The 21,128-nt window shown below is 42.5% G+C and carries 16 protein-coding genes and 1 pseudogene; 13 read left to right on the top strand and 4 right to left on the bottom strand.

Annotated elements, in window-relative coordinates:
* The first annotated feature begins 4 nt into the window (after positions 1–4).
* The 3 genes from pstA (at position 5) to AB0756_RS01955 (ending at position 3,235) form a co-directional block, all read left to right on the top strand.
* The gene (gene pstA, locus AB0756_RS01965; RefSeq protein WP_038082644.1) at positions 5–907 is read left to right on the top strand and encodes a phosphate ABC transporter permease PstA; all 903 of its coding nucleotides are present in this window, start codon (positions 5–7) and stop codon (positions 905–907) included.
* A gap of 82 nt (positions 908–989) precedes the next feature.
* On the top strand, positions 990–1,820 hold the full coding sequence (gene pstB, locus AB0756_RS01960; protein WP_050045547.1) for a phosphate ABC transporter ATP-binding protein PstB: 831 nt from the start codon (positions 990–992) through the stop codon (positions 1,818–1,820).
* 503 nt (positions 1,821–2,323) lie between these two features.
* A complete protein-coding gene (locus AB0756_RS01955; RefSeq protein ID WP_038082645.1) occupies positions 2,324–3,235 on the top strand; it encodes a pirin family protein in 912 nt (303 codons plus the stop codon).
* 51 nt (positions 3,236–3,286) lie between these two features.
* On the opposite strand, the pseudogene AB0756_RS01950 reads toward AB0756_RS01955, so the two are convergent.
* Positions 3,287–3,424 (bottom strand): annotated as a pseudogene (locus AB0756_RS01950) (element excision factor XisI family protein); the annotation flags it as partial.
* Between the two features lie 275 nt (positions 3,425–3,699).
* On the opposite strand from AB0756_RS01950, the gene AB0756_RS01945 reads away from it, so the two are divergent.
* Entirely contained in the window at positions 3,700–4,683 is a 984-nt protein-coding gene (locus tag AB0756_RS01945; RefSeq protein WP_038082646.1) for a DUF4351 domain-containing protein, read from the top strand.
* A 384-nt stretch (positions 4,684–5,067) separates the two neighbouring features.
* On the opposite strand, the gene AB0756_RS01940 is transcribed toward AB0756_RS01945, so the two are convergent.
* Together AB0756_RS01940 and AB0756_RS01935 are read right to left on the bottom strand one after the other, a co-directional pair.
* Positions 5,068–6,096, bottom strand: coding sequence for an NAD(P)/FAD-dependent oxidoreductase (locus tag AB0756_RS01940; protein WP_038082647.1), 1,029 nt, complete (start codon positions 6,094–6,096; stop codon positions 5,068–5,070).
* Positions 6,068–8,287, bottom strand: coding sequence for a hypothetical protein (locus tag AB0756_RS01935; protein WP_050045546.1), 2,220 nt, complete (start codon positions 8,285–8,287; stop codon positions 6,068–6,070). Before AB0756_RS01935 ends, AB0756_RS01940 begins: the two co-directional genes overlap by 29 nt.
* A 266-nt stretch (positions 8,288–8,553) precedes the next feature.
* Here AB0756_RS01935 and AB0756_RS01930 point away from each other — a divergent pair, with 266 nt between their 5' ends.
* The 3 genes from AB0756_RS01930 (at position 8,554) to AB0756_RS01920 (ending at position 10,001) form a co-directional block, all read left to right on the top strand.
* Positions 8,554–9,105 carry a 1,2-dihydroxy-3-keto-5-methylthiopentene dioxygenase gene (locus AB0756_RS01930; protein WP_038082648.1) on the top strand — a complete coding sequence of 184 codons (552 nt, stop codon included), beginning with the start codon at positions 8,554–8,556 and terminating at the stop codon, positions 9,103–9,105.
* Positions 9,106–9,142: 37 nt separating this feature from the next.
* Positions 9,143–9,772: a methylthioribulose 1-phosphate dehydratase gene (mtnB, locus tag AB0756_RS01925; RefSeq protein WP_038082650.1), complete on the top strand. Its 630-nt coding sequence runs from the start codon at positions 9,143–9,145 to the stop codon at positions 9,770–9,772.
* 88 nt (positions 9,773–9,860) lie between these two features.
* Positions 9,861–10,001: a type II toxin-antitoxin system VapC family toxin gene (locus AB0756_RS01920; RefSeq protein WP_137986211.1), complete on the top strand. Its 141-nt coding sequence runs from the start codon at positions 9,861–9,863 to the stop codon at positions 9,999–10,001.
* A gap of 23 nt (positions 10,002–10,024) precedes the next feature.
* Here AB0756_RS01920 and AB0756_RS01915 read toward each other — a convergent pair whose 3' ends face one another.
* A complete protein-coding gene (locus AB0756_RS01915) occupies positions 10,025–10,474 on the bottom strand; it encodes a hypothetical protein (protein ID WP_038082651.1) in 450 nt (149 codons plus the stop codon).
* A 546-nt stretch (positions 10,475–11,020) separates the two neighbouring features.
* Here AB0756_RS01915 and AB0756_RS01910 point away from each other — a divergent pair.
* The 6 genes from AB0756_RS01910 to AB0756_RS01885 all read left to right on the top strand — a co-directional run bounded on the left by AB0756_RS01910 (position 11,021) and on the right by AB0756_RS01885 (position 21,104).
* The gene (locus AB0756_RS01910; protein ID WP_038082653.1) at positions 11,021–11,647 is read left to right on the top strand and encodes a DUF1003 domain-containing protein; all 627 of its coding nucleotides are present in this window, start codon (positions 11,021–11,023) and stop codon (positions 11,645–11,647) included.
* A gap of 290 nt (positions 11,648–11,937) precedes the next feature.
* Positions 11,938–12,627 (top strand): cadmium resistance transporter, encoded by a 690-nt coding sequence (locus AB0756_RS01905; RefSeq protein ID WP_038082654.1) that lies wholly within the window; start codon positions 11,938–11,940, stop codon positions 12,625–12,627.
* 350 nt (positions 12,628–12,977) lie between these two features.
* Positions 12,978–13,628 (top strand): hypothetical protein, encoded by a 651-nt coding sequence (locus AB0756_RS01900; RefSeq protein WP_038082655.1) that lies wholly within the window; start codon positions 12,978–12,980, stop codon positions 13,626–13,628.
* A 202-nt stretch (positions 13,629–13,830) separates the two neighbouring features.
* Positions 13,831–15,165, top strand: a complete 1,335-nt coding sequence (locus AB0756_RS01895) for an NAD(P)/FAD-dependent oxidoreductase (RefSeq protein ID WP_038082656.1) — start codon at positions 13,831–13,833, stop codon at positions 15,163–15,165.
* Positions 15,166–15,822: 657 nt separating this feature from the next.
* Positions 15,823–17,271, top strand: a complete 1,449-nt coding sequence (locus AB0756_RS01890; protein WP_038082657.1) for an AAA-like domain-containing protein — start codon at positions 15,823–15,825, stop codon at positions 17,269–17,271.
* Between the two features lie 5 nt (positions 17,272–17,276).
* Positions 17,277–21,104: an AAA-like domain-containing protein gene (locus tag AB0756_RS01885; RefSeq protein ID WP_038082658.1), complete on the top strand. Its 3,828-nt coding sequence runs from the start codon at positions 17,277–17,279 to the stop codon at positions 21,102–21,104.
* Positions 21,105–21,128 lie beyond the last annotated feature (24 nt).

Genomic DNA, 21,128 nt, shown 5'->3' with positions numbered 1-21,128 from the left:
CAACATGGCTAATTCAATTCATCCAGAGAATTTTCAGCAAAAAGCAGACGACTTTACCGACAACATAGACCGTAGAGAAACAGTAGGCAAAGTCTTTGAAATCCTATTTTTGCTTGGGTTACTCGTTGGTTTGTTTGTCCTTGCTCTCCTGATATTTGATATCTGTAGCGACGGATTGGCAAGATTTTTAACACCAGGTTTTATTACAGAAACACCTTCGAGGTTTCCCGATCGCGGTGGTATTCTTCCTGCAGTTGTCAGCAGTCTTTTGCTGGGTCTGATAGTAATTTTAGTTTCTGTACCTGTAGGAGTAGGAGCCGCTTTGTATCTTGAAGAATATGCACCAAAAACTTGGTGGACGGATATAATCGAGGTCAATATTAGTAATCTGGCTGGCGTTCCTTCGATTGTTTACGGATTGCTAGGATTGGGTGTTTTCAATTATCTTTTAGGCTTTGGTCCTGCATTAATTTCTGGAGCGCTAACTTTATCTTTGCTGTCTCTACCAGTCATTATTGTGACTTCTAGAGAAGCGATTCGTGCGGTTCCCGATTCTCTCAGAAATGCTTCTTATGGTTTGGGCGTCACCAAGTGGCAAACCATTAGCAATCATGTCATACCGTATGCTGTTCCAGGAATTCTAACGGGTGTAATTATTTCAGTCTCCCGTGCTATTGGTGATGCTGCATCTCTGATTGTGGTTGGAGCCGTTAGTTTCTTGACCTTTAGCCCTGGTTTGTTCCAAAGATTTATGGCATTGCCCATCCAAATTTACTCCTACATTACTCGTCCAGAACCAGGTTTTTCTAACGCAGCCGCAGCAACTATTATTGCTTTAATGCTCGTTATTTTAATTCTCAATGGCGCGGCAATCTACATCCGACAAAAATACTCGCTATTGCGATGATATTGGGGATTGAGGATTGGGTATTAAATCTATGCTCCCCACCCCTAACAACTAACAACTAGTAACAATTAACAATTAAATCATGACCTACAACAACGCAAGAAACAGACCAAACAGCGCAACACAATCCCGACAAGATAATTCAGTTTTTGATGTCGAAGGTGTGAGAGTTTTCTACAGTGGATTTATGGCACTTCAGGAAGTTTATATGAATATTCCTGAAAGGCAAATCATAGCCTTTATCGGTCCTTCTGGTTGCGGTAAAAGTACTTTGTTGCGCTGCTTTAACCGGATGAACGATTTGATCCCTGGTGCAGAGGTTAAGGGAAAACTCCATTACCGCAACAAAAATATTTACGACACAAGTATTAATTCTGTCAAATTACGCCGACAAGTGGGTATGGTTTTTCAAAGACCAAATCCTTTTCCCAAATCCATATACGAAAATATTGCCTTTGCACCGCGTACAAATGGATACAAGGGCAATTTGGATGAACTGGTAGAGCAGTCATTGCGTCAAGCGGCTCTATGGGATGAAGTCAAAGACAAACTGAAATCCAAGGGGACAGCGTTATCAGGAGGACAACAGCAACGTCTTTGTATTGCACGGGCGATCGCAATGAAACCCGACGTGCTGTTGATGGATGAACCCTGTTCTGCTTTAGATCCCATCTCTACCCGTCAAGTTGAAGAACTTTGCCTTGAACTTAAAGAACAGTACACCATTATTATGGTGACTCACAATATGCAGCAAGCTTCACGAGTCGCTGACTGGACAGCTTTCTTCAACACCGAAGTGGACGAACACAACAAACGTAGGGGAAAATTAGTTGAGTTCAGCCCTACGGAACAAATGTTTGATGCTCCTTCAACTAAGGAAGCCGCAGAGTACATCAGCGGACGTTTCGGCTAAACAATTTTTGGTGCTCCTTCATATCTCGTCCCTCGTTCCCAGGCTCTGCCTGTATCCCTCGTTCCCAGGCTCTGCCTGGGAATGATAAGGGAGCATCGCAATGAGTGAAAAACACGTTTGCAATTGAAATCGCGCATATACAAGCTAAGTCCACCTACGTGGACTTAATAGATTTAAATTTTTTCTGACAAAATTAGAGCGATTGAAATCGCGACTATACAGGCTAAGTCCACCTACTTGGACTTAATAAATTTAAATTTTTTTTGACAAAATTAGAGTACACTCTAAAAATTATCCTTGACATTATTAGCCTTTGCGGGAACGAAACAGCCGTGGGGATAGGGGGGATCGAAACCGCAATGAATGCACTATGTAAGACTTGTGTACACCACCGCAGACCTTAAAAAGGGGGGCTTTGCGTAAGTCCCAACAATAATCAATGACCACCTGACTGATTATAGAGATATATTTAATGTGAAAGAGAACTTGAGCCAAATGATTTTATGTCTACTATCAGTCAACTCCTCAAGCCCCATATTATGGATTTAGGGGGCTTTAAGGCTCGGCGCAGTTTGCCTCACGAACATCGTCAGATGGTTGGTCCATTTATTTTTTTCGACCATCTCGGTCCGGCTGTTTTTCCACCAGGAAAAGGTGTCGATGTCAGACCGCATCCCCATATCAATTTGGCAACTGTAACTTACTTATTTGAAGGAGTGTTGCTGCATCGCGATAGTTTAGGCAGCGTTCAAGAAATTCTTCCCGGTGCAGTAAACTGGATGACGGCAGGACGCGGTATTGTTCACTCAGAAAGATCCCCAAGTACTCGCGATCTCGAAGCAACTCTACACGCTATTCAAATCTGGGTCGCCCTTCCTGATGAACATGAGGAAACGGAGCCTTGGTTTCGCCACTATCCGGCTGAGGATTTACCTGTTTGGAGTGAAAATGGGGTGACGGTGACACTGATTGCTGGGAAAGCGTGCGATCGCTCCTCTCCAGTGGAAACTTTCTCCCCGATGTTCTATTTAGACGTATTGCTACAGCCTGAAACGCAGTTTGTTCTGCCTAATGAGTGCAGTGAAAGAGCAGTTTACAGCGTTACTGAAGGTCTCAGCATCAACGGCGAACCTTTAGAACAACATAGATTAGCAGTTCTAGAGTCTGGTGAGTCCATTAAGATTGCCTCAAGCACTCAAGCCCGTTGTATTGTTATTGGTGGTGAACCTGTAGGTAAGCGATACAAGTGGTGGAACTTCGTTTCTAGCAGTCCGGAGCGAATTGAACAAGCAAAACGAGATTGGCAAGAAGGGCGTTTTGGCAAGGTTCCGGACGAAACAGAGTTTATTCCACTACCAGGGGAAGTCTTGGAAACAGGTAAAGTTCAACCTAATGAGGTGCAACCGTTGAGTTAGTACTTGACCTACAGCTTAGCAAAACTGAATGTGTAGAATTTCTGATAGTTACTAACTAACGGCCAATTCAGTAAATTGCCGTTTGAATGGTGAATGAAAAGCTAATACGATGTCTTTATGGGGTACGCCTCGACTGGTAAGTTCATTGGCAATACCTCCTTCTGTTCCATCGTGCTGAATCCCGATCTTTTCGTAATATTTTTTATTTCTTTGTGCTCAGCTACTTAGTTAAATATAAATTTTGCCATAACAAAACTCAATTTTAAATACAGGATATTCAAGGTCTTCTGGATTTAAAATTTATTTCTGATTATAAATTTAACATAAAAATTGAGTCGATGTATACCAAAAACCTCTAGAGTGAGAATTCTATTTGTAGGGTCTATGAAAGTAAGTGAAATGCTTACCCAATCAGTTAACCCAACACTAGTTGTTTCTCAATAATATCATCTAGTAAAAGCAAAATGACTGAAGTTCGAGCCAATTATGATAAATCTTGGAAAGAAGCTTTAAACGAATATTTTGAAAACTTCTTAGCCTTCTTCTTTCCTGCCATACACGGAGCTATTGATTGGACGCAACCCTCGGAATCACTTGATAAAGAACTTCAAAATATTACGGCTGGAGCAGAAATTGGAGATGGCGTGGCTGATAAACTTTATAAAGTTCAGTTGTTAGACCAAAAAGAAGCTTGGATTTTAATCCATGTAGAGGTGCAAAGTGATTATGATGTGAACTTGGAAAAGCGGATCTACACTTATAATTATCGCGCTGCTGAACTCTACGATAAATTTGTTGTGAGTTTAGCAGTTTTAGGTGACACTTTTCCTACATGGCGACCTAACCGTTATGCAAAATCTATTTTAGATTGCTCATTGAGTTTCACATTTCCAATTGTCAAGCTGCTGGACTACGAACAGAGTTGGGCTGAGTTAGAATTAAGTGATAATCCCTTTGCCATGATAACGATGGCGCATCTGAAAACTAAAGCAACAACGAGTAATTTGACTCAACGGGAAGAATGGAAATGGCAGTTAATTCGGGAACTGTACGAGCGGGGTTTCACAAAACAGCAAGTGGTGAAACTTTTTGATATCATTGATACAATGATGACGCTGCCGGAACAGCTACAAAAAAGATTCATTGCTAGAATCGATCGTTTGGAGGAGGAAAGAAAGATGGCTTTGGTTAGTCCAAGCGTACAACTTGCTAGAAAAGAAGGTCGCGAAGAAGGTCGCGAAGAAGGTCGCGAAGAAGGTCGCGAAGAAGGTGAAATCATAGGTCAGCAGAAACTCATTATACGACAACTCAATCGTCGTCTTGGTGAAATTGAAACTCCATTAAGCGAGCAAATTCGTCAATTACCCGTTCAACAGTTGGAAGAATTAGCAGAAGCATTGCTAGATTTTTCCACTGTAGCCGATCTAGAACAATGGTTATCAAGATAGACTATGAGCTATAGAATCAGAAAAAAAGTTCATAGTAATGCTTGGTGATGGGCATTTTGGTATAGTGCCCAATTCTTGTTATTATGGAACAAAATATTTTGGCATTGCATAATAGAGGGATGAATTGAGGTAATATACTGTGCATTGCGGATTTAGCAAGAAAATCACCAGTTAACGATTCGATTCAACGCCTCTCTCAAAAGAAGACAGTATATTTTACTTCTAACCGAGGAGTCGGACAGAAGCAGTAACGCGAGCATTAGACCAAGTCGGACTAATGAACTAATCCTATCTAGGAGATCTGCCGAGATATGTATAAATTATAATATATTATAAATCCCGTGTCCGTGTATCCGCGTTCATCATCTGTTAATTATATTCTGATTACTTAGGTAACTTAGCATACATTTCTCTGAGCTTATCTACATCATGGCGAAACCAATGTTCGAGCCATTGAGAGTACTCCTGAATTGCTTGAGTCTCGCTAAGATTATCCGATATCTGTGCGGTAATTAAATGCCCAGTCCACATACCAGACATGATGGCTTTCAACACCCCATGACTGGATGCAGGATCGAGAACCGCAGCTGCATCCCCAACTATAAAGTAGCCAAGCCCAGCTGGTTGGGAGACAATCCGCCAAGTCACATCAGCTGCGTGCATTTTCTCATGTATTTTGAGATCCCGAAACTCTTCTGGCAACCAATCTTTTTTAAGTTTCTCACCACTTAACGACAACCGCGTCCATTGGTAGAAACCCGATCGCACTCTCGCCGTCCACGTCCAGCCATCAGAATCAGCTACGATCGCAGGAGCATCATCTCGTTTGGGAAAATCTCCCGTGGCATAACCGTAATAAGCAATGAGGCGAGGAGAGTGTTGGTGAATTTTCAATCCCAATTGTCGGGCCAACCAATGATGATTGCCACCAGCATCAATTACTTTAGATGCTCTCAAAGTTCCTTGAGATGTTTCAACACCAACAACTCTACCCCCTTCCACAAGCACCTGAGAGGCGCGACAGGGTTGCATAACAGTGACACCGACAGCTTTTGCCCGCTCGAGCAAAATGCTATCAAAATCGGCTCTCCACGCTTGAAATCCCAACCATGCTCCCGATTCATCTTCGCCAAAAGGAATAAACTGGCGTTCTGCATCCCACTGCACCCAGTTGCCACTGTGGCGTACAAAACCAGCAGCTAAGACTGACTCAGCAGCACCCAACTGCTGGAGCAGTGGTTCAATACCGGGGTGCAGTGTTTCACCTGGATGCGATCGCGGAAATGGTTTAGCTTCAATGAGGGCAACCTGTAAGCCCTTTTGAGCGCACCAAATAGCGGCAGCAGAACCACCCGGTCCACTGCCCACTACAATTACATCAAAACTAGACACGTCTGCTAGACCAGTTACCATTGCCACGTTTTAATAGGATATTGATAGGTGTAACAAACAAAGTCACATTTTCTGTAATTTCAACGAGACGCTTGCGAAAATCTTCTGGATTGAAGACAGAGCCAGGACGGTAAATCTCAAACCTATAGATAGTACCACTGAGCCTAGTACCAGTCTGAGTTTGTGCCTGTGTCAATTCTGCATCAGTGGAAACGACTTTACGGAAAGAAAATACGCTCCATTGACCCCTTGCTTGAAGGGTATTGAGTCCCAGAACACGGTAAACATTTGCCATTGCCAAAACTCTGGCTTCATATTCGCGCACATCGACTTGACCTGTAAGAGATATGGAGAATTTCTTTTGCAAAGTATTCTCAACATAATCCGCATGAGCAAAATCAGGATATTCTATAAAGTTTTTACCATCCCTTGTCACCTTACGCGGACCAGTTACGCCATCCCAAGATTGGTTGCCAACCTGACCAATTTCTTCATCTGTTAGGGGGCTCACGGTAGGCCAACTGGGATTTGGTTGGAAAGTCCGAGCCGCATCAGGAGCCACTGCGGGCCAAAATGTACTGAGTGCAGCACAAAGTTTTGCATCTTCTGGGAAAGGGCTACCCAAACCGTAAGATGCCAAGTGACTGACACCTTCAGCAGTTGTGTCCGTACTGACATCCCAGCCAGGAGCAAAGACACCAGCAGCTGCATCAGGTAGATACGCGTGTCGCATTGTTGGGGAACCGCTTAACGGCATTTGTCGCACCGACCCAGTCACAAGTTGCGAGATAATTGTCGTGACAGTTTTATCTTCGGGGCGAAAGTCTGCATCTTCTATCTGAAGATTGGGAGCTAAACGGACATCAGATAAAGTGTCTGGTGGAATCCGCCAAAGATTGTTTCTCAGTCTAGCAGGGACTGATTGCTCGGTCCATTCTAGAAGTTCTCTTTGATCGCAATTGGGGAAGAAATCTGGTGCTGTGACTAGAGAATAGGCAGGGATGTTACGAGGAATTGCCACTGCCAATTCGGGACAGATAGCTTCAACCCATCCATCACCTGTAAAATCTAAATAGTGTTGGGCATTGTACTTACCTTCTCGGACGACACGTTCTACATCTGGGCGATCGTTCAGGTTTTCGATTTGACCGTTTTCCGATACTTTGTGACGAGCATGGACATATTCGGGAGCATGTCTTGCACTTCCATCAGCAGGAATTTCCAAGCTAGAGGAAAGAGTAGAACTATTTTCTGGAACTCTAAAAGTGAGTAGTTTACCTTGGTATCTTGCGGCTTCAATAAGATTTGGGTGAACAACCGGAACTAAAAGCCCGTTGCCAAACTCGGATTTGGTCGATAATTCTGCAATCCCTTCTGAAAAAATAAAGGGTGGATTGCTAATGTCTGGCTCTCCCCATCCCGTACCTTTTAAGGATAGGTGAACTCGCCGAAGTTTTTGATTGACGTGATGGGAAAGCAAGCTCACCTGCAAGTTCAAATTGCGAATGCATTCCGTCCCGTCAAAGAGCTTGTGGAGCGGAACCCAGAATAGCCTGCTGTCATCTCCTGTTTGAAAACGCAGGGGACCGAAAGCATCTGGATTACCTCGGCGTTGAACTGCAATATAGGCAGAATAACGAGCGGGTAAAACGCGGAGGCTTGTGGGAGCGGACTCAACAAACGGCACAAATCCACGTGCTTTAGCATCGTAGAGTGGTTCAGCCGTTCCTACTCTAGCAACACCAGTGCGCGAAAAGCACAAATCGGCGTGCTTGCGGTGAACGGTTTCTGCGCCAGGGCGATATTCTGAAGCGAAGACAACGATCGCCAAAGGTTGGTTTTGAGCGCGAACTCGTAAATCTTGTAAGGATGGGGGTTGCACGCCGTAAACAAAGTTTTCAATAATTTCGAGTTCGGCGAGAGTTGGGTATGCGTTGGAATTTGTACTTTGAGTCCCTAGAACAACGTTAGGTGAAGCAAAAGCATGAAATAGCAAACTGCGGGATGGATTTCCTGCTTCTACTCCGCGTTTGCCTTCAAAAGCAAAATCTTCAAATCCTGGAAGCTGGCGCTTGATAGCTGGTAAGTCCTTAGTTAGCTCCTGCTTGAGGTTACTTGCAGTGATATCTAAGCCATGTTGTAGCAGTAAATCCCGCCATCCAAAAGGAGCTAAGCGATCGCAAACCTGTTTAACTTCATCAATTAAGGACATGAATAATCAATTTCCTTGTATACAGTTATTATGTGAGAGATTGGGTACTGGAAAACAGGGATTGAGACATCAATTGACAATCCCCAATATCCGATCCCCGATCGCCCATACCTATAAAAATTATTCAAGCCGTCTTGTCAAAATTACGTAAAACCATACCAAATTTTTTAGAAAAAATGCTCGTGTATTTTTCAACTTTTTACAACTAACAACACCAAATCTATAGAAATACCGTACAATATATATTTTGCTTTGCGAGGTGATATATGGCAATTCTACGACTGGAAGATGGAACGCAATACACAGATTTAAGCAATATTACTCAAAAACTTACACCTTTGGGTATTCAACTCAATCGCTGGTCAGTAGGAGAGGATGGACAGTTGCACCAACTGCTAGCACAAGATAGCCTGAACGAAGAAGAAAAAGAACAAGTCTTAACATCTTTAGATAGGTACTTCAAGCAACTACAGCAGACAGCAGGTTACCAAACACGCGACTTAATAGTTTTGCATCCTGGAATTCCAAACCTGGATACAATGCTGTCCAAGTTTGACAAGATACATACTCATGCAGAAGACGAAGTACGATACATTATTGATGGAGAGGGCATTTTTGGCTTTGTACGGCCAGATGGTACACAGGTAGAACTGACAGTACAACCAGAAGAGTATATTAACGTACCAGCAGGAACCGAACATTGGTTTTATCTGACTCCAACAAGACGGATAAAAGCAGTGCGTTATTTTACTGGGACAGAAGGTTGGACACCCGAGTATACAGGTACAGAGATTCGTACTAATAAAGTAGCAGCTTAATAATTCGTAATTTATAATTATACTTTCAAATGAGATAATGACGACTCAATCTTTGACCGATCCACTTCTTGCTGAAATTATTGCGACTGCTCGTCATTTTTACTATCAAGGATGGATGGTGGGAACTGCAGGTAATCTTTCAGTGCGATTACCTAATGGCGGTTTTTGGATTACAGCTAGTGGACGTTCTAAAGGAGAATTATGCAAGAGTGATTTTGTTCGGATCGGTCCACAAGGTAAAGTGGAACACACCTCTCCTGGTTTAAAGCCTTCAGCAGAGACAGCAATTCATCAAGTTATCTATAAGCTGTTTCCCGAAGCAACTAGTTGCTATCACGTCCACTCAGTTGAAGCCAATTTGGTTTCTCGCTTTGTACAAGGAGATAGCCTACCCCTTCCACCATTAGAAATGCTCAAAGGTTTGGGAGTGTGGGAAGAAAACCCCAAATGCAGCCTCCCCATATTTACCAATCACTTACAAGTTCCTAGGATTGCCACTGAAATTGAAGAACGGTTTACAAAGGCTCTTCCTGAAGTCCCAGCCTTGCTCATTCGAGATCATGGAATTACTGTTTGGGCAACTTCTCTGGAAAGTGCCCGCAATTACATTGAGTTAGTTGAGTATATTTTTCGCTATTTAGTAGCAGCAAGGTGTGCGGGAATTTAATGGTTTGGTTATTGGACTCCTAACTCGGTCCGGTGGCTCCGCCTGGAAATGCCTTACTTGAGGCTCCGCCTCCTAATTTACTCTGAGGATGATGGAAGGCGATACTGTCACTATAGGTGAAGAACAAACAAGACAGTTCGGGCTTTCCTTGGGAAACCGTTCCTGTCTTGCTTTAGCAATAGCGAGGAATATTCACGTTATCACTGCTGATACTGCTTGGACAAGTTGAATATTACAACGCGTATCTGTTTTCTACTTGCTAAAAACATCCTTGACGCTATCAACAGCACGTTCAACAACGTTCTTTTCGGTCTCTAGTACTTTCTCAGTCCGATCTGCATCTTCCTCTGCTCTTTTCGCTATTCGAGCTGCATCTTTGTTGGCTTTGCGCTGAATAAAATTGCCATCGTTATCTGTTGCTTGCTCAACACGATCGGCATTTTTCTGTGCGGTTTCCTTGAGACTCTCTTTCGTATCTCGGATAAAATTCTTGGTTCGTCCGGTATCTTCACTGACTTTTCCTTGAACTTTAGAGCCTAAGTCTGCCTCAGCTATCAAGTTTGCATAAGGAGCAGCCATTGCTGTAGTATTCGAGAAAAATGCACCTTGCCAAAGGAAACCAAATGCTGACACACAAAGCAGAGCAGTTGCCAGAAAGTGTCCTACACTAGAAATCCGTTTCATCAAATAATTGAATTTCATATAATACGTTCTGCACGTTTACTTAGCACTCTATTTCTACTTCATCTGACTTGGAAGGCATATCGTTCCTCAGGCAGAAGTTCTCGCGTCATAAGTCGTTAAATCAATTCATTCTTTAAGCAGATTGAACAAATATCGTGTAATCTGCTTGGTTTCATCTCGATATTCTTTTGCTATCAACGCTTTACTGTACAGTTGTACAAAAGCTGTTAAATATTACGGCAGTTGTTTGGTAATTGCCAAGGGAGGCGGAGCCTGGAAACGGGAGGAACAACACTGCGATCGCCGAGCGCTGGTTACTGCTTGCTATTTATACCAAGCTGCGTTCATACATCGTACTTTCCCCCTTGTCCCCCGTGTCCCATCAATCACTTCTATTTATCAATTCGACAAAAAAGAACATTTGCTTAGTTCAAAGGACTTACTTAAAGTAAATATTACAGAGATGAGTTGACGGTTCACACAACACGACAACAAATCAACGGGTCAAAAACTTCTATTTATAAAGTCACGAGTCAAGGTCATACCCAAGCAGGAGAGATTAAGATGAAACCCCAAACTAACAAGACTGTCAAATCTGTTGTAGAACTTCCCCAAAGCCAACAAGATACATCAACCCAACTGCAAAAGTTACAACAAACTAATTCTGATTTTACTTTGGGGCAGCGCTTAGCTGATGCAATGGCAGCGAAAGTTGGTTCGTGGACTTTCCTCTCAGCTCAGACTGCTATTTTAACAGCATGGGTTACTTTTAACTCAATACCCGGTTTACCCCACTGGGATCAACAGCCATTTATTTTGCTTAACTTGGTCTTTTCTTTTGCTTCAGCGTATACTGCTCCCATTGTATTGATGAGTCAAAACAGACAATCAGAAGAAGACCGCCGCAATGCTCAGATGGATCATGAGGTCAACCGCTCAGCATCACAAAATATTGAACTCCTACACCAAAAATTAGATGCTCACGAACAACAGCGTTTGGAATTAATGCAACTTCTCAAAGAGCAGCAACAACATCTCAGCGAGTTAAGAGCAAAAGTGGTTTTCGCGCAACAAGAGCAAACAGAGAGCCAAGTGTCTGCTGAAGTACTCAAAAACGAAAACAATCTCGTTTATCTTCAACCCGTTGTAGAGCGTGATAGTGTAGCCGTCAAAGTGGTTCGCAAAGCTTAATAAGCGCTTGCTACAGATGTTCTCAAGCTTGTTATCAAACTAAAAATTGTTCTGGGTTCTACTTCCACAAATCAATTAGCTACAGTTGACGATCGCCTGCATCTCATTTAGGGGAACAGTTCTCCCAAGATTGATACTTTCAAGCAACGGTTAAAAAATAGGTGCGAATGCTATGGAATCTTGGCATCGCAGAGAATACCAATTTGAAAACAAGAATTAGGTGACAGTAAGTCTGGGTAAGGCTTTCTCAATCTAAAATCCACACACCCAAAATTCAAGGACTAGCAACAATGAGTACGTTTATCAATGCTGTTCCCTCTGGGATCGCTGCATTTACCGCGACTAATCTTGATGATATCGTCATCCTGACACTGCTTTTCTCACAGGTTAATACAGCATTTCGACACCGTCATATTATCGTAGGGCAGTATTTGGGCTTCACAGTATTGGTTGCTATCAGTCTGTTAGGATTTTTTGGGAGTTTCGTTTTGCCTAGTGTCTGGTTGGATGTTTCTGGCTTTATCCCCATTGCTGTAGGTCTAAATCGCTTGGTTAATGTAGAAGAGGAAGATACAGACGATGAGTTAGAGATTCCTTCGTCTCAATCCTCACCAATAAGGAGTTTTCTGTCGCCTCAAACCTATGGTGTAGCAGCTATTACCTTTGCTAATGGTGGTGACAACATCGGTATCTATATGCCGCTCTTTGCAAGTAGTAATTCAGCAACTCTACTGGTAACTTTAGGTATCTTCTTTACCCTGGTTGCCGTTTGGTGTTACATAGCTTATAAACTCACTCATCAAAAAGCGATCGCCAAAATACTCATGCGTTATGGTAATTCGCTTGTACCATTCCTCTTGATTGGATTGGGTGTATACATTGCACTAGATAGTTTAGTGCTAGCAGTATTGTCAGTTGTTGCCATGTTCTTTGGTTGGATGTTTTTTAATATGTCACGTCAGCGCGTCACTTCTGCGTAGCAAGAAATAGTCAATCCCTACACGAGTAGGTGACTATAAAATTTTTTAATCCCCCAACAAGCACATCTCGATTTTAATAAATTCTTTCTATAATTTTAAAAACAAATGGTATTTGTTGCTATTAAAAGAGGTCAGATATAGTAGACTATACCTCCAAGGATAGTTAACAGTAACCAGTAACTAGCGATCGGAAAGTAGGGTGGGCATTGCTCGCCAACAGCAGGGAATAGTGGGCAATATAGGGCCCACGTAGATTTCAAAAATCTCACAAGATTCCTATAATAGTCCCGTTAAATAATAAAAGAGCAATAAAAAAAGCTCATGTTCTCATAACCAAGAGGAGAAAAATTGTGAAAAGCTTCAAGGCAATTTTGGTGTTTCTGTTAATATTGGTTAACTTAGTTGTTGTTCAGCCTTCTTTTGCAGATCCAATCGCGGAAAAGAGCCCTGAGTATCTCGGGATCAATCAACAACTCGAACAACTTCTACAAATTAGAAATGACCCGGCTCAAGGTGGTTACACTGCAGAAGACCTACAAAAAAGAATTGCCGATTTGCAATTTCAGAAATATATCCAAGAGAGTACAGAAGATTGGGGTGTTTGCCGCAATGAAACAGGAAAGACAATAGGCGTCTATGCTCACAAGCCAAGCAAGTATGGCACTCCCACCAATACCCTCTTCTACTTAGGAGCAGGTAAAAAGACAGATGATGAGTGGGACTGTGATGGCATATACCTGCCTAACGATGCAAAAGTAGCTGGTATTAACCTTCCTGCTCCTGTAGCCGGAGAAACAGAACAGGGAGCAGCAACACAGCCTTTTGCTCTGAAGATTGTAGATGGGACACAGTTGGTTGCTAGAACTAACCCTATCACTGGTGAAGTTGAATTGAATGCGCCCGTTGCTGGAGTTATTGCACCAGGCGAGCCAAATTGGTCAATTCCCAATCTTTCTCAAGCAGAAGTCAGTGCTCAAGTTCCCAATGCTCCTATTGATTAAAAAGCACGCGCCTGTGCGATCGAGTTTTCCCACCTAATAATTTTGCAACCTCCTCAATTGAGGGGGTTGTTTTATTTATTAATAATGAGTAACTTTTATAATTTTTTAAAAAGTACTAAATTAACGGTAACCTCCATCATCATGCTGTTACAACTTTTGTTAAGAAAAATTACAACACTCTTAACAGAAGGAAATATTTCATATGGTAGTTGCACTTAACAATAATGCACAACATCAAGTTGTTATCATTGGTGGAGGCTTTGGTGGACTGTACACAGCAAAACATCTTGCTAAAGCTAATGTAAAAGTGACTCTCATTGATAAACGTAACTTTCATCTATTTCAGCCGCTTTTGTATCAAGTTGCAACAGGTACGCTATCACCTGCTGATATTTCATCACCATTGCGAGCCGTATTTAGCAAAAGCAAGAACACGCAAGTGTTGCTTGGAGAAGTCAATGATATCGATCCAAAAGCACAACAAGTGATAATGGGCGATAAAGTCGTACCTTACGATACGTTAATTGTCGCTACAGGTGCTAACCATTCCTATTTTGGTAAGGATAACTGGAAAGAGTTAGCTCCTGGTTTGAAAACTGTTGAAGATGCAATAGAAATGCGTCGCCGCATATTTTCAGCATTTGAAGCAGCAGAAAAAGAAACCGACCCCGAAAAACGGCGTGCTTTATTGACTTTTGTGATTGTGGGTGGCGGCCCTACAGGAGTAGAATTAGCAGGTGCGATCGCCGAGTTGGCATACAAAACTCTCAAAGAAGATTTCCGCAACATCGACACCTCGGAAACGAAAATTTTACTATTACAAGGGGGCGATCGCATCCTCCCACATATTTCGCCGGATTTGTCCCAAGTGGCAGCAGTATCTTTGCAAAAGTTGGGTGTAATTCTCCAAACTAACACTAGAGTGACAAATATTGAAAATAATATAGTGACTTTCAAGCAAGGCGATGAAGTCACAGCAATTGCCTCAAAAACTATCTTGTGGGCAGCAGGGGTTCAGGGTTCGGCAATGGGGAAAGTTCTAGCAGAACGTACAGGTGTAGAGTGCGATCGCTCCGGACGTGCGATCGTAGAGCCGGACTTGACTATCAAGGGTTATAAAAACATTTTTGTAGTAGGAGATTTAGGCAACTTCTCCTATCAAGATGGTAAACCCTTACCTGGTGTCGCACCCGTAGCCAAACAACAAGGAGAGTATGTAGCTAAACTCATTCAAAAACGTCTTCAAGGTCAAACTTCACGACCATTTCATTACAACCATGTGGGTAGTTTGGCGATGATCGGGCAAAATTTAGCGATTGTAGATTTAGGCTTCCTAAAACTTACAGGTTTCCTGGCTTGGGTATTTTGGCTAATAGTTCATATCTACTTCTTAATTGAGTTTGACACTAAATTGTTAGTCGTATTCCAGTGGGCGTGGAATTATATTACTCGCAATCGTCGATCTAGACTGATTACAGGTAAAGAAGATTATGTAGAAGCAAAAACCGTTAACAATATAACCCAAATTGCTAATTAGAACCGTCATTATTTTCCTTTTTAAGGGGGAGTTTGAGAAGCTTATCCCCCTTAAAAAGGGGGATTTTGGGCGCATCTTGAGACAACGGCGGATTTGACAAACATCCTCTCAGTAATCCTGGTGTATGGGAAACCTATGCGTTCTCAAGCCTACTCATACCTTAACTAACAACGGCAACTATACAGATAAAGTCAATGATGGTAGCATATCCACGGATACATTTATAGTTCATTTGTTCGCGTTGAAAGGGCTGGCAATGGCAACCTAACTGCTGTCAATCTCAAAATGTTAAGTCATGTAAAGATTCTTACATATAGACGATAGCCAAAACTCTCGATCGGACCTTACAAGAAGTTGCATTTATATACCTGAACTCTTTTCCTTATCTGCCTTGTCCCAGAAACAAGCGATCGCTTTGAATGTATGTCCCTATTAGCTTTTGTGTCTTGCAAGCATTTGCTCTGTTGCCAGATGTTACCGACATTTATAGGACTTTGCTTGATTGATAATTATTACTATTATATTAAAAAACAAAATGTAAAGATAAAAAATCTTACGCAAGAGAGAGTAACACTCTTAAATTTAGATGAAACAGTTAAAAAAATATGAAAAACTTAGATAGAGTCATATAAAGTTAACCTTATCCTTCTCTAGCAGATGAATGTTGATGAGGCATTGGTTGTTCTAGATATTTTTCTAGAAAACCGCTTAAACAATCTACAGGAGCTAGTTTTCCGCAAAGCCTGGGAAGGACAAACTTACCAGGAAATAGCGGACAGCTCTAGCTATGATGCTAACTATATTAAAGATGTTGGTTCCAAATTATGGAAGTTACTGTCTCAATCTCTGGATGAGGAGGTAACTAAAAGTAATTTTCGTTCGGTCATTAGAAGGCGGGGGGAAAGTTCTGCTATTTATAGGAAATCGCAAAATGCCCAAGCGGTTCTGTTACATTATCAACAGTTAGCAGATAAAGAATATCTCGAACTGCCTGGTAGCGATCGCGAAAAATTGGAGCCTTCTAGCGGTTATACAAGGCAAGAAAACCAGAAATCTTCCATCCCCGTTCCCGAACGTTTGGATATTCCCAGCGGTCCGGTTCCGCTCAATTCCTTCTTTTATATTGAGCGTCCTCCCATTGAAGAACGCGCCTGTGCTGAAATTGCTAAACCTGGAAGCTTAATCCGGATTAAAGCACCCAAGCAGACAGGTAAAACCTCATTGATGCAAAGAATTCTGACTCACGCCAGACAAACAATAGGCGTAAACACTGTGTTGATCAGTTTTCAACTGGCAGACACTCACGTTTTCAGCAGTTTAGATAAATTCTTGCGATGGTTTTGTGCCAATGCCAGTCGCCAGTTACATATAGAACCGAGGTTGGATGATTACTGGGATGAGGACATCGGTAGCAAAGTCAGTTGCACGTTGTATTTCCAAGAGTACCTATTGCGGAAAATTGACTCTCCAGTCGTATGCGCTTTAGATGAAGTCAACCGGATTTTTGAGTATCCAGAAATCTCTGGTGACTTTTTGCCACTCCTGCGCTCCTGGTATGAAGACGCCGCAGAATTGGACATTTGGCAAAAACTGCGATTGCTAGTGGTGCATGCGACCGAAGCTTATATCCCTTTGGATATCAATCAATCCCCTTTTAACGTCGGACTGGCAATTAAGTTACCAGAATTTACCTTGGCACAGGTGCAAGATTTAGCTATCCGTCATGGCTTAGATTGGGCAAAAGGTGAGGTAGGCGAGCAAACACTGGCTCCTCTTGTGGCTACGATTGGCGGTCATCCTTATTTAGTCCGTCTCGCTCTCTACCATTTGGCACGTCAAGACGTGACCTTAGAACAACTCTTGCAAGAAGCTCCCACAATTGGCGGTATTTATAGCAATTACCTGCGACATCATCTCGCCAATCTTCAAGAACATCCCGAACTGGCAGCGGCATTTAAACGTGTTTTGACAGCAACTGAAGACGTGCAATTAGAAGCAATCACTGCTTACAAATTAGAAAGCATGGGTTTGGTAAAGCTGGAAGGAAATCATGCACTGCCTAGCTGCGAGCTGTATCGGCTGTATTTCTGCGGGCAATTGGGCTAGTGGATATGAACGCTTACGAATATCAAATTGGTGGCAGTCTCAAAATGGATGCTCCTAGTTATGTGGAGCGACAGGCTGATGTTGAACTATACGACGCCTTAATGAGGGGTGAATTTTGTTATGTGTTTAGTTCCCGACAAATGGGCAAATCGAGCTTGCGTTTGAGAACAAGGTACCGATTGCAAGAAGCTGGTTATTGCTGTGCTTCTGTTGATATGACTAGGATCGGGAATGGAAATATTACCCCAGCTCAATGGTACAAGGGTATAGTTGTAGATTTATTGCGAGGATTTGATCTTTTTGGCTCGGTTAATATAAAAACTTGGTGGAACGAGCGAGAAGATTTACCTCCCTTACAGCGATTAAGCCAGTTTGTTGAAGATATTTTATTAGTGAAATTAAAAAGTGAAAAAATCTTTATTTTTATTGATGAAATTGATAACGTTCTGAGCTTAAATTTTCCAGTCGCTGATTTTTTTGCGTTGATTCGTGCTTGCTACAATCAACGAGCAGAAAATCCAGAATACAACCGTCTCACTTGGGCTTTGTTTGGCGTAGCCACTCCCTCGGATTTGATTTCTGATAGGACTTGTACTCCATTTAATATTGGGACATCTATTGATTTACAGGGATTTCGTTTATCAGAAGTCGAGCCACTAGCAGCAGGCTTAGAGGGGAAAGTGGCCAATCCTATGGCAGTGCTAAAAGAAATTTTGAGTTGGACTGACGGGCAACCATTTCTCACACAAAAGCTGTGCCATATCGTAGAACACGAAAGAATTAGCGGTAGCATGGCTTTACATCAGGAAACGGGGTATTCAGAAGCGGAAGAACGGTATAAATTGGATTATCACTTGCCGATTGTTAATTACCATCTCATCAGTATATATTACCAGTTTCCCTCAATTATTTTGGAGAAGTTAGTACAAACAAATATTATTGATGATTGGGAAGCTCATGATGAACCGGAGCATTTAAAGACAATTCGCGATCGCCTCCTCAGTAACGAGCAACGTGCTGGCAGCTTGTTGGCACTTTATCAGAAAGTTTTACAAGGAGTTGACGTACCAATAGATGACTCACCCGAACAAATAGAACTTTTACTATCTGGGTTAGTTGTTAAGCAACAAGGAAAACTGAAGGTCAAAAACCGCATTTATCAGGAAATTTTCAATCAAGCTTGGCTGGAAAAACAATTAGCAAAACTGCGTCCTTACTCCCAATCGTTGAATGCTTGGGTTGCATCATTAAGACAAGATCATTCGAGGTTGCTGCGAGGACAAGCCCTGTTAGAAGCACAAGCTTGGTCTGTCGGCAAAAGTTTAAGCGAGTTGGACTATCAATTTTTAGCAGCCAGTCAAGAACTGGATCGCAGAGAAGTGGAAACAAGGTTGGCTGCAGAATGCACCAGAGAAATAAAAGCTAGACTCAGTCAAGAGCAAAAAGTAGCCCAACTTCAAAGAATATCTCTAGGTACGCTTGCTTTAGGATTTGTCATTGCGTTGGGTTTGGGAGTTGCAACCTTTTTCCAATACCGCAACGCACTGCAAAACGAATTAAAAGCTATTGCCACATCTTCCAAAGCTTTGCACGCTTCCGAGAAAAAATTGGATGCTTTGATGGAAGCAATTAGGGCAGGGCAAAAACTGCAAAGTCTTGGAAGTGTCGATGCACAAACTCAAACACAGGTTGAATCTGTAATGAGACAAGCTATTTATGAAGTGAAAGAGTATAACCGCTTGTCAGGGCACAGTGCGGGAGTGAATTCGGTTGCAATTAGTGCAGATGGGCAGATATTTGCTTCAGCCAGTGCAGACAAAACTGTCAAACTTTGGAAACCAGATGGCACTCTCATTCGGACGCTGAAAGGACACACTGCAGGAGTCAACACAGTTGCTATTGGGACTAATATAGTGCATCCTCTAGAGGCAAATTGTCCTCAGAATAAAATTTTGAGTTTATACAAACGAACCCCTCAGAATAGAATTCTGAGTCTATACAAACAAAGCCTGCCTGCACAGGCTTCATCTAAAGTCCGCGCAGGCGGACTTGGTTTGTATAGCAGCGATTTCAATCGCAAACTTGATTTCTATAACCGCGATTTCAATCGCAAATACGTTTTTTCCAAATTCGGATGCTCCGCTAATAATCAAGATCGGAAAAACAAGATGTTCATTGCCTCGGGTGGTGAAGACAGGACAGTTAAACTTTGGGATCTTGATGGTACCTTACTAAAAAGCTTGAAAGGACATAGCGATGCGGTAGAGTCAATTGCTATTAGTCCTGACGGTAGTACGATCGCTTCAGCAAGTGATGACAAGACCGTGAAGTTATGGACGGCAGATGGAACTTTGCTACGGACAATTAAAGGGCATAGTGATGAAGTTGAGGCAGTTGCGATCGGTCCCGATGGAAAAATGCTGGCTACAGCCAGTGACGATAAAACAGTCAAACTTTGGAAAATGGACGGGACTTTAGTACGTACATTCAAAGGGCATCGCGATGAAGTTGAGGGAGTTTATTTTAGCCCCAATGGAAATACGATCGCCTCGGTCAGTGCAGATAGGACTATCAAGCTGTGGAATTTAGACGGGACTTTGAAAGCAACTCTCATCGGACATAGCAATCAAGTAGAAGGAATTGCCATTAGTTCTGATGGTAATGTCATTGCTTCGGCAAGTCGAGACAAAACAATCAAAGTGTGGAGACCAGATGGGACTTTGTTAACAACTCTTCGCGGTCATGATGCAGGAGTTAAAGAAGTTGCAATCAACCCCATCACCAAGATGATTGCGTCAGCAAGTCGGGACAATACTGTGAGGTTTTGGCGGCGAAACAGTTCCTTATTAAACACTCTCTCCGGTCATAGTGATGCCGTTCATGGGGTGGCTTTTATGCCTAACGGGAAGATGATTGTTTCAGCAAGTCGGGACAACACAGTCAAATTCTGGAATCCAGATGGGACATTACACCTCAGTCTGATCGGTCATCAAGCGGGGGTCAATGGTGTTGCCATCGCTCCGGATGGGAACACCATCGCGTCGGCTAGTTCGGACAACACTGTCAAAATCTGGAATCAAAAGGGTCAGTTGCTCAAGACTCTTGTGGGGCATAAAGATGTCGTCAAGGGCGTTGCAATCGCTCCTGACGGCAAAACCATCGTCTCAGCAAGTGACGATAAGACAGTGAAACTTTGGCAGATTAACGGTCAGGGTAAAGTTCAACCCAAGGCTTATGCAACACTAGTTGGGCATAATTCAGGGGTAAATGGAGTTGCTGTCAGCAATGACGGTCAAATCATAGCTTCTGTCAGTGATGACAATACCGTGAGATTGTGGAAACCAGATGGGACTTTAGTGAGAGCTCTTTTAGGGCATAGCAATCAGGTGAATGCAGTTGCCATAAGTCCCGATAGCAAAATGGTTATTTCTGCAAGCGACGACAAGACTGTCAAACTCTGGAAAATGGATGGTACGCTATTGAAGACTTTGACCGGGCATGATGCGGGGGTTTATGCAGTTGCGATCGCTCCCAATGGTAAAATGATAGCCTCAGCCGGTTCAGATAACACCATCAAACTTTGGCGTCTTGACGGGCAGTTGTTAACAACTCTTTCCGGGCATAGCGACACCGTTAAAGGAGTTGCATTTAGCTCTAATGGTAAAGTTTTAGCCTCAGTCAGCGATGATAAAACTGCTATTTTATGGGATTTAGATCGGGTTTTGGCTTCTGATGAACTTTTTATTCATGCTTGTAACTGGGTCAAGGATTATTTAGCAACAAATCCCGATCTAAGTCAGAGCGATCGCGAGCTTTGCACTCACCACAAATAATGGCAGTGCAAATCATGATACGAT

This window comes from Tolypothrix campylonemoides VB511288_2, assembly GCF_045999855.1.
In the GTDB taxonomy this organism is placed as follows: Bacteria; Cyanobacteriota; Cyanobacteriia; order Cyanobacteriales; family Nostocaceae; genus Scytonema; species Scytonema bouteillei_A.
Note: the sequence above shows the minus strand (reverse complement) of the source record. Positions and strands in the feature narration are given on the sequence as shown.

Bases quoted from the DNA above. Each gene is read 5' to 3' on its own strand.
- pstA (WP_038082644.1), top strand. From the start codon at position 5: ATGGCTAATTCAATTCATCCAGAGAATTTTCAGCAAAAAGCAGACGAC.
- pstB (WP_050045547.1), top strand. From the start codon at position 990: ATGACCTACAACAACGCAAGAAACAGACCAAACAGCGCAACACAATCC.
- AB0756_RS01955 (WP_038082645.1), top strand. From the start codon at position 2,324: ATGTCTACTATCAGTCAACTCCTCAAGCCCCATATTATGGATTTAGGG.
- AB0756_RS01945 (WP_038082646.1), top strand. From the start codon at position 3,700: ATGACTGAAGTTCGAGCCAATTATGATAAATCTTGGAAAGAAGCTTTA.
- AB0756_RS01940 (WP_038082647.1), bottom strand. From the start codon at position 6,096: ATGGTAACTGGTCTAGCAGACGTGTCTAGTTTTGATGTAATTGTAGTG.
- AB0756_RS01935 (WP_050045546.1), bottom strand. From the start codon at position 8,287: ATGTCCTTAATTGATGAAGTTAAACAGGTTTGCGATCGCTTAGCTCCT.
- AB0756_RS01930 (WP_038082648.1), top strand. From the start codon at position 8,554: ATGGCAATTCTACGACTGGAAGATGGAACGCAATACACAGATTTAAGC.
- mtnB (WP_038082650.1), top strand. From the start codon at position 9,143: ATGACGACTCAATCTTTGACCGATCCACTTCTTGCTGAAATTATTGCG.
- AB0756_RS01920 (WP_137986211.1), top strand. From the start codon at position 9,861: ATGATGGAAGGCGATACTGTCACTATAGGTGAAGAACAAACAAGACAG.
- AB0756_RS01915 (WP_038082651.1), bottom strand. From the start codon at position 10,474: ATGAAATTCAATTATTTGATGAAACGGATTTCTAGTGTAGGACACTTT.
- AB0756_RS01910 (WP_038082653.1), top strand. From the start codon at position 11,021: ATGAAACCCCAAACTAACAAGACTGTCAAATCTGTTGTAGAACTTCCC.
- AB0756_RS01905 (WP_038082654.1), top strand. From the start codon at position 11,938: ATGAGTACGTTTATCAATGCTGTTCCCTCTGGGATCGCTGCATTTACC.
- AB0756_RS01895 (WP_038082656.1), top strand. From the start codon at position 13,831: ATGGTAGTTGCACTTAACAATAATGCACAACATCAAGTTGTTATCATT.
- AB0756_RS01890 (WP_038082657.1), top strand. From the start codon at position 15,823: ATGAATGTTGATGAGGCATTGGTTGTTCTAGATATTTTTCTAGAAAAC.
- AB0756_RS01885 (WP_038082658.1), top strand. From the start codon at position 17,277: ATGAACGCTTACGAATATCAAATTGGTGGCAGTCTCAAAATGGATGCT.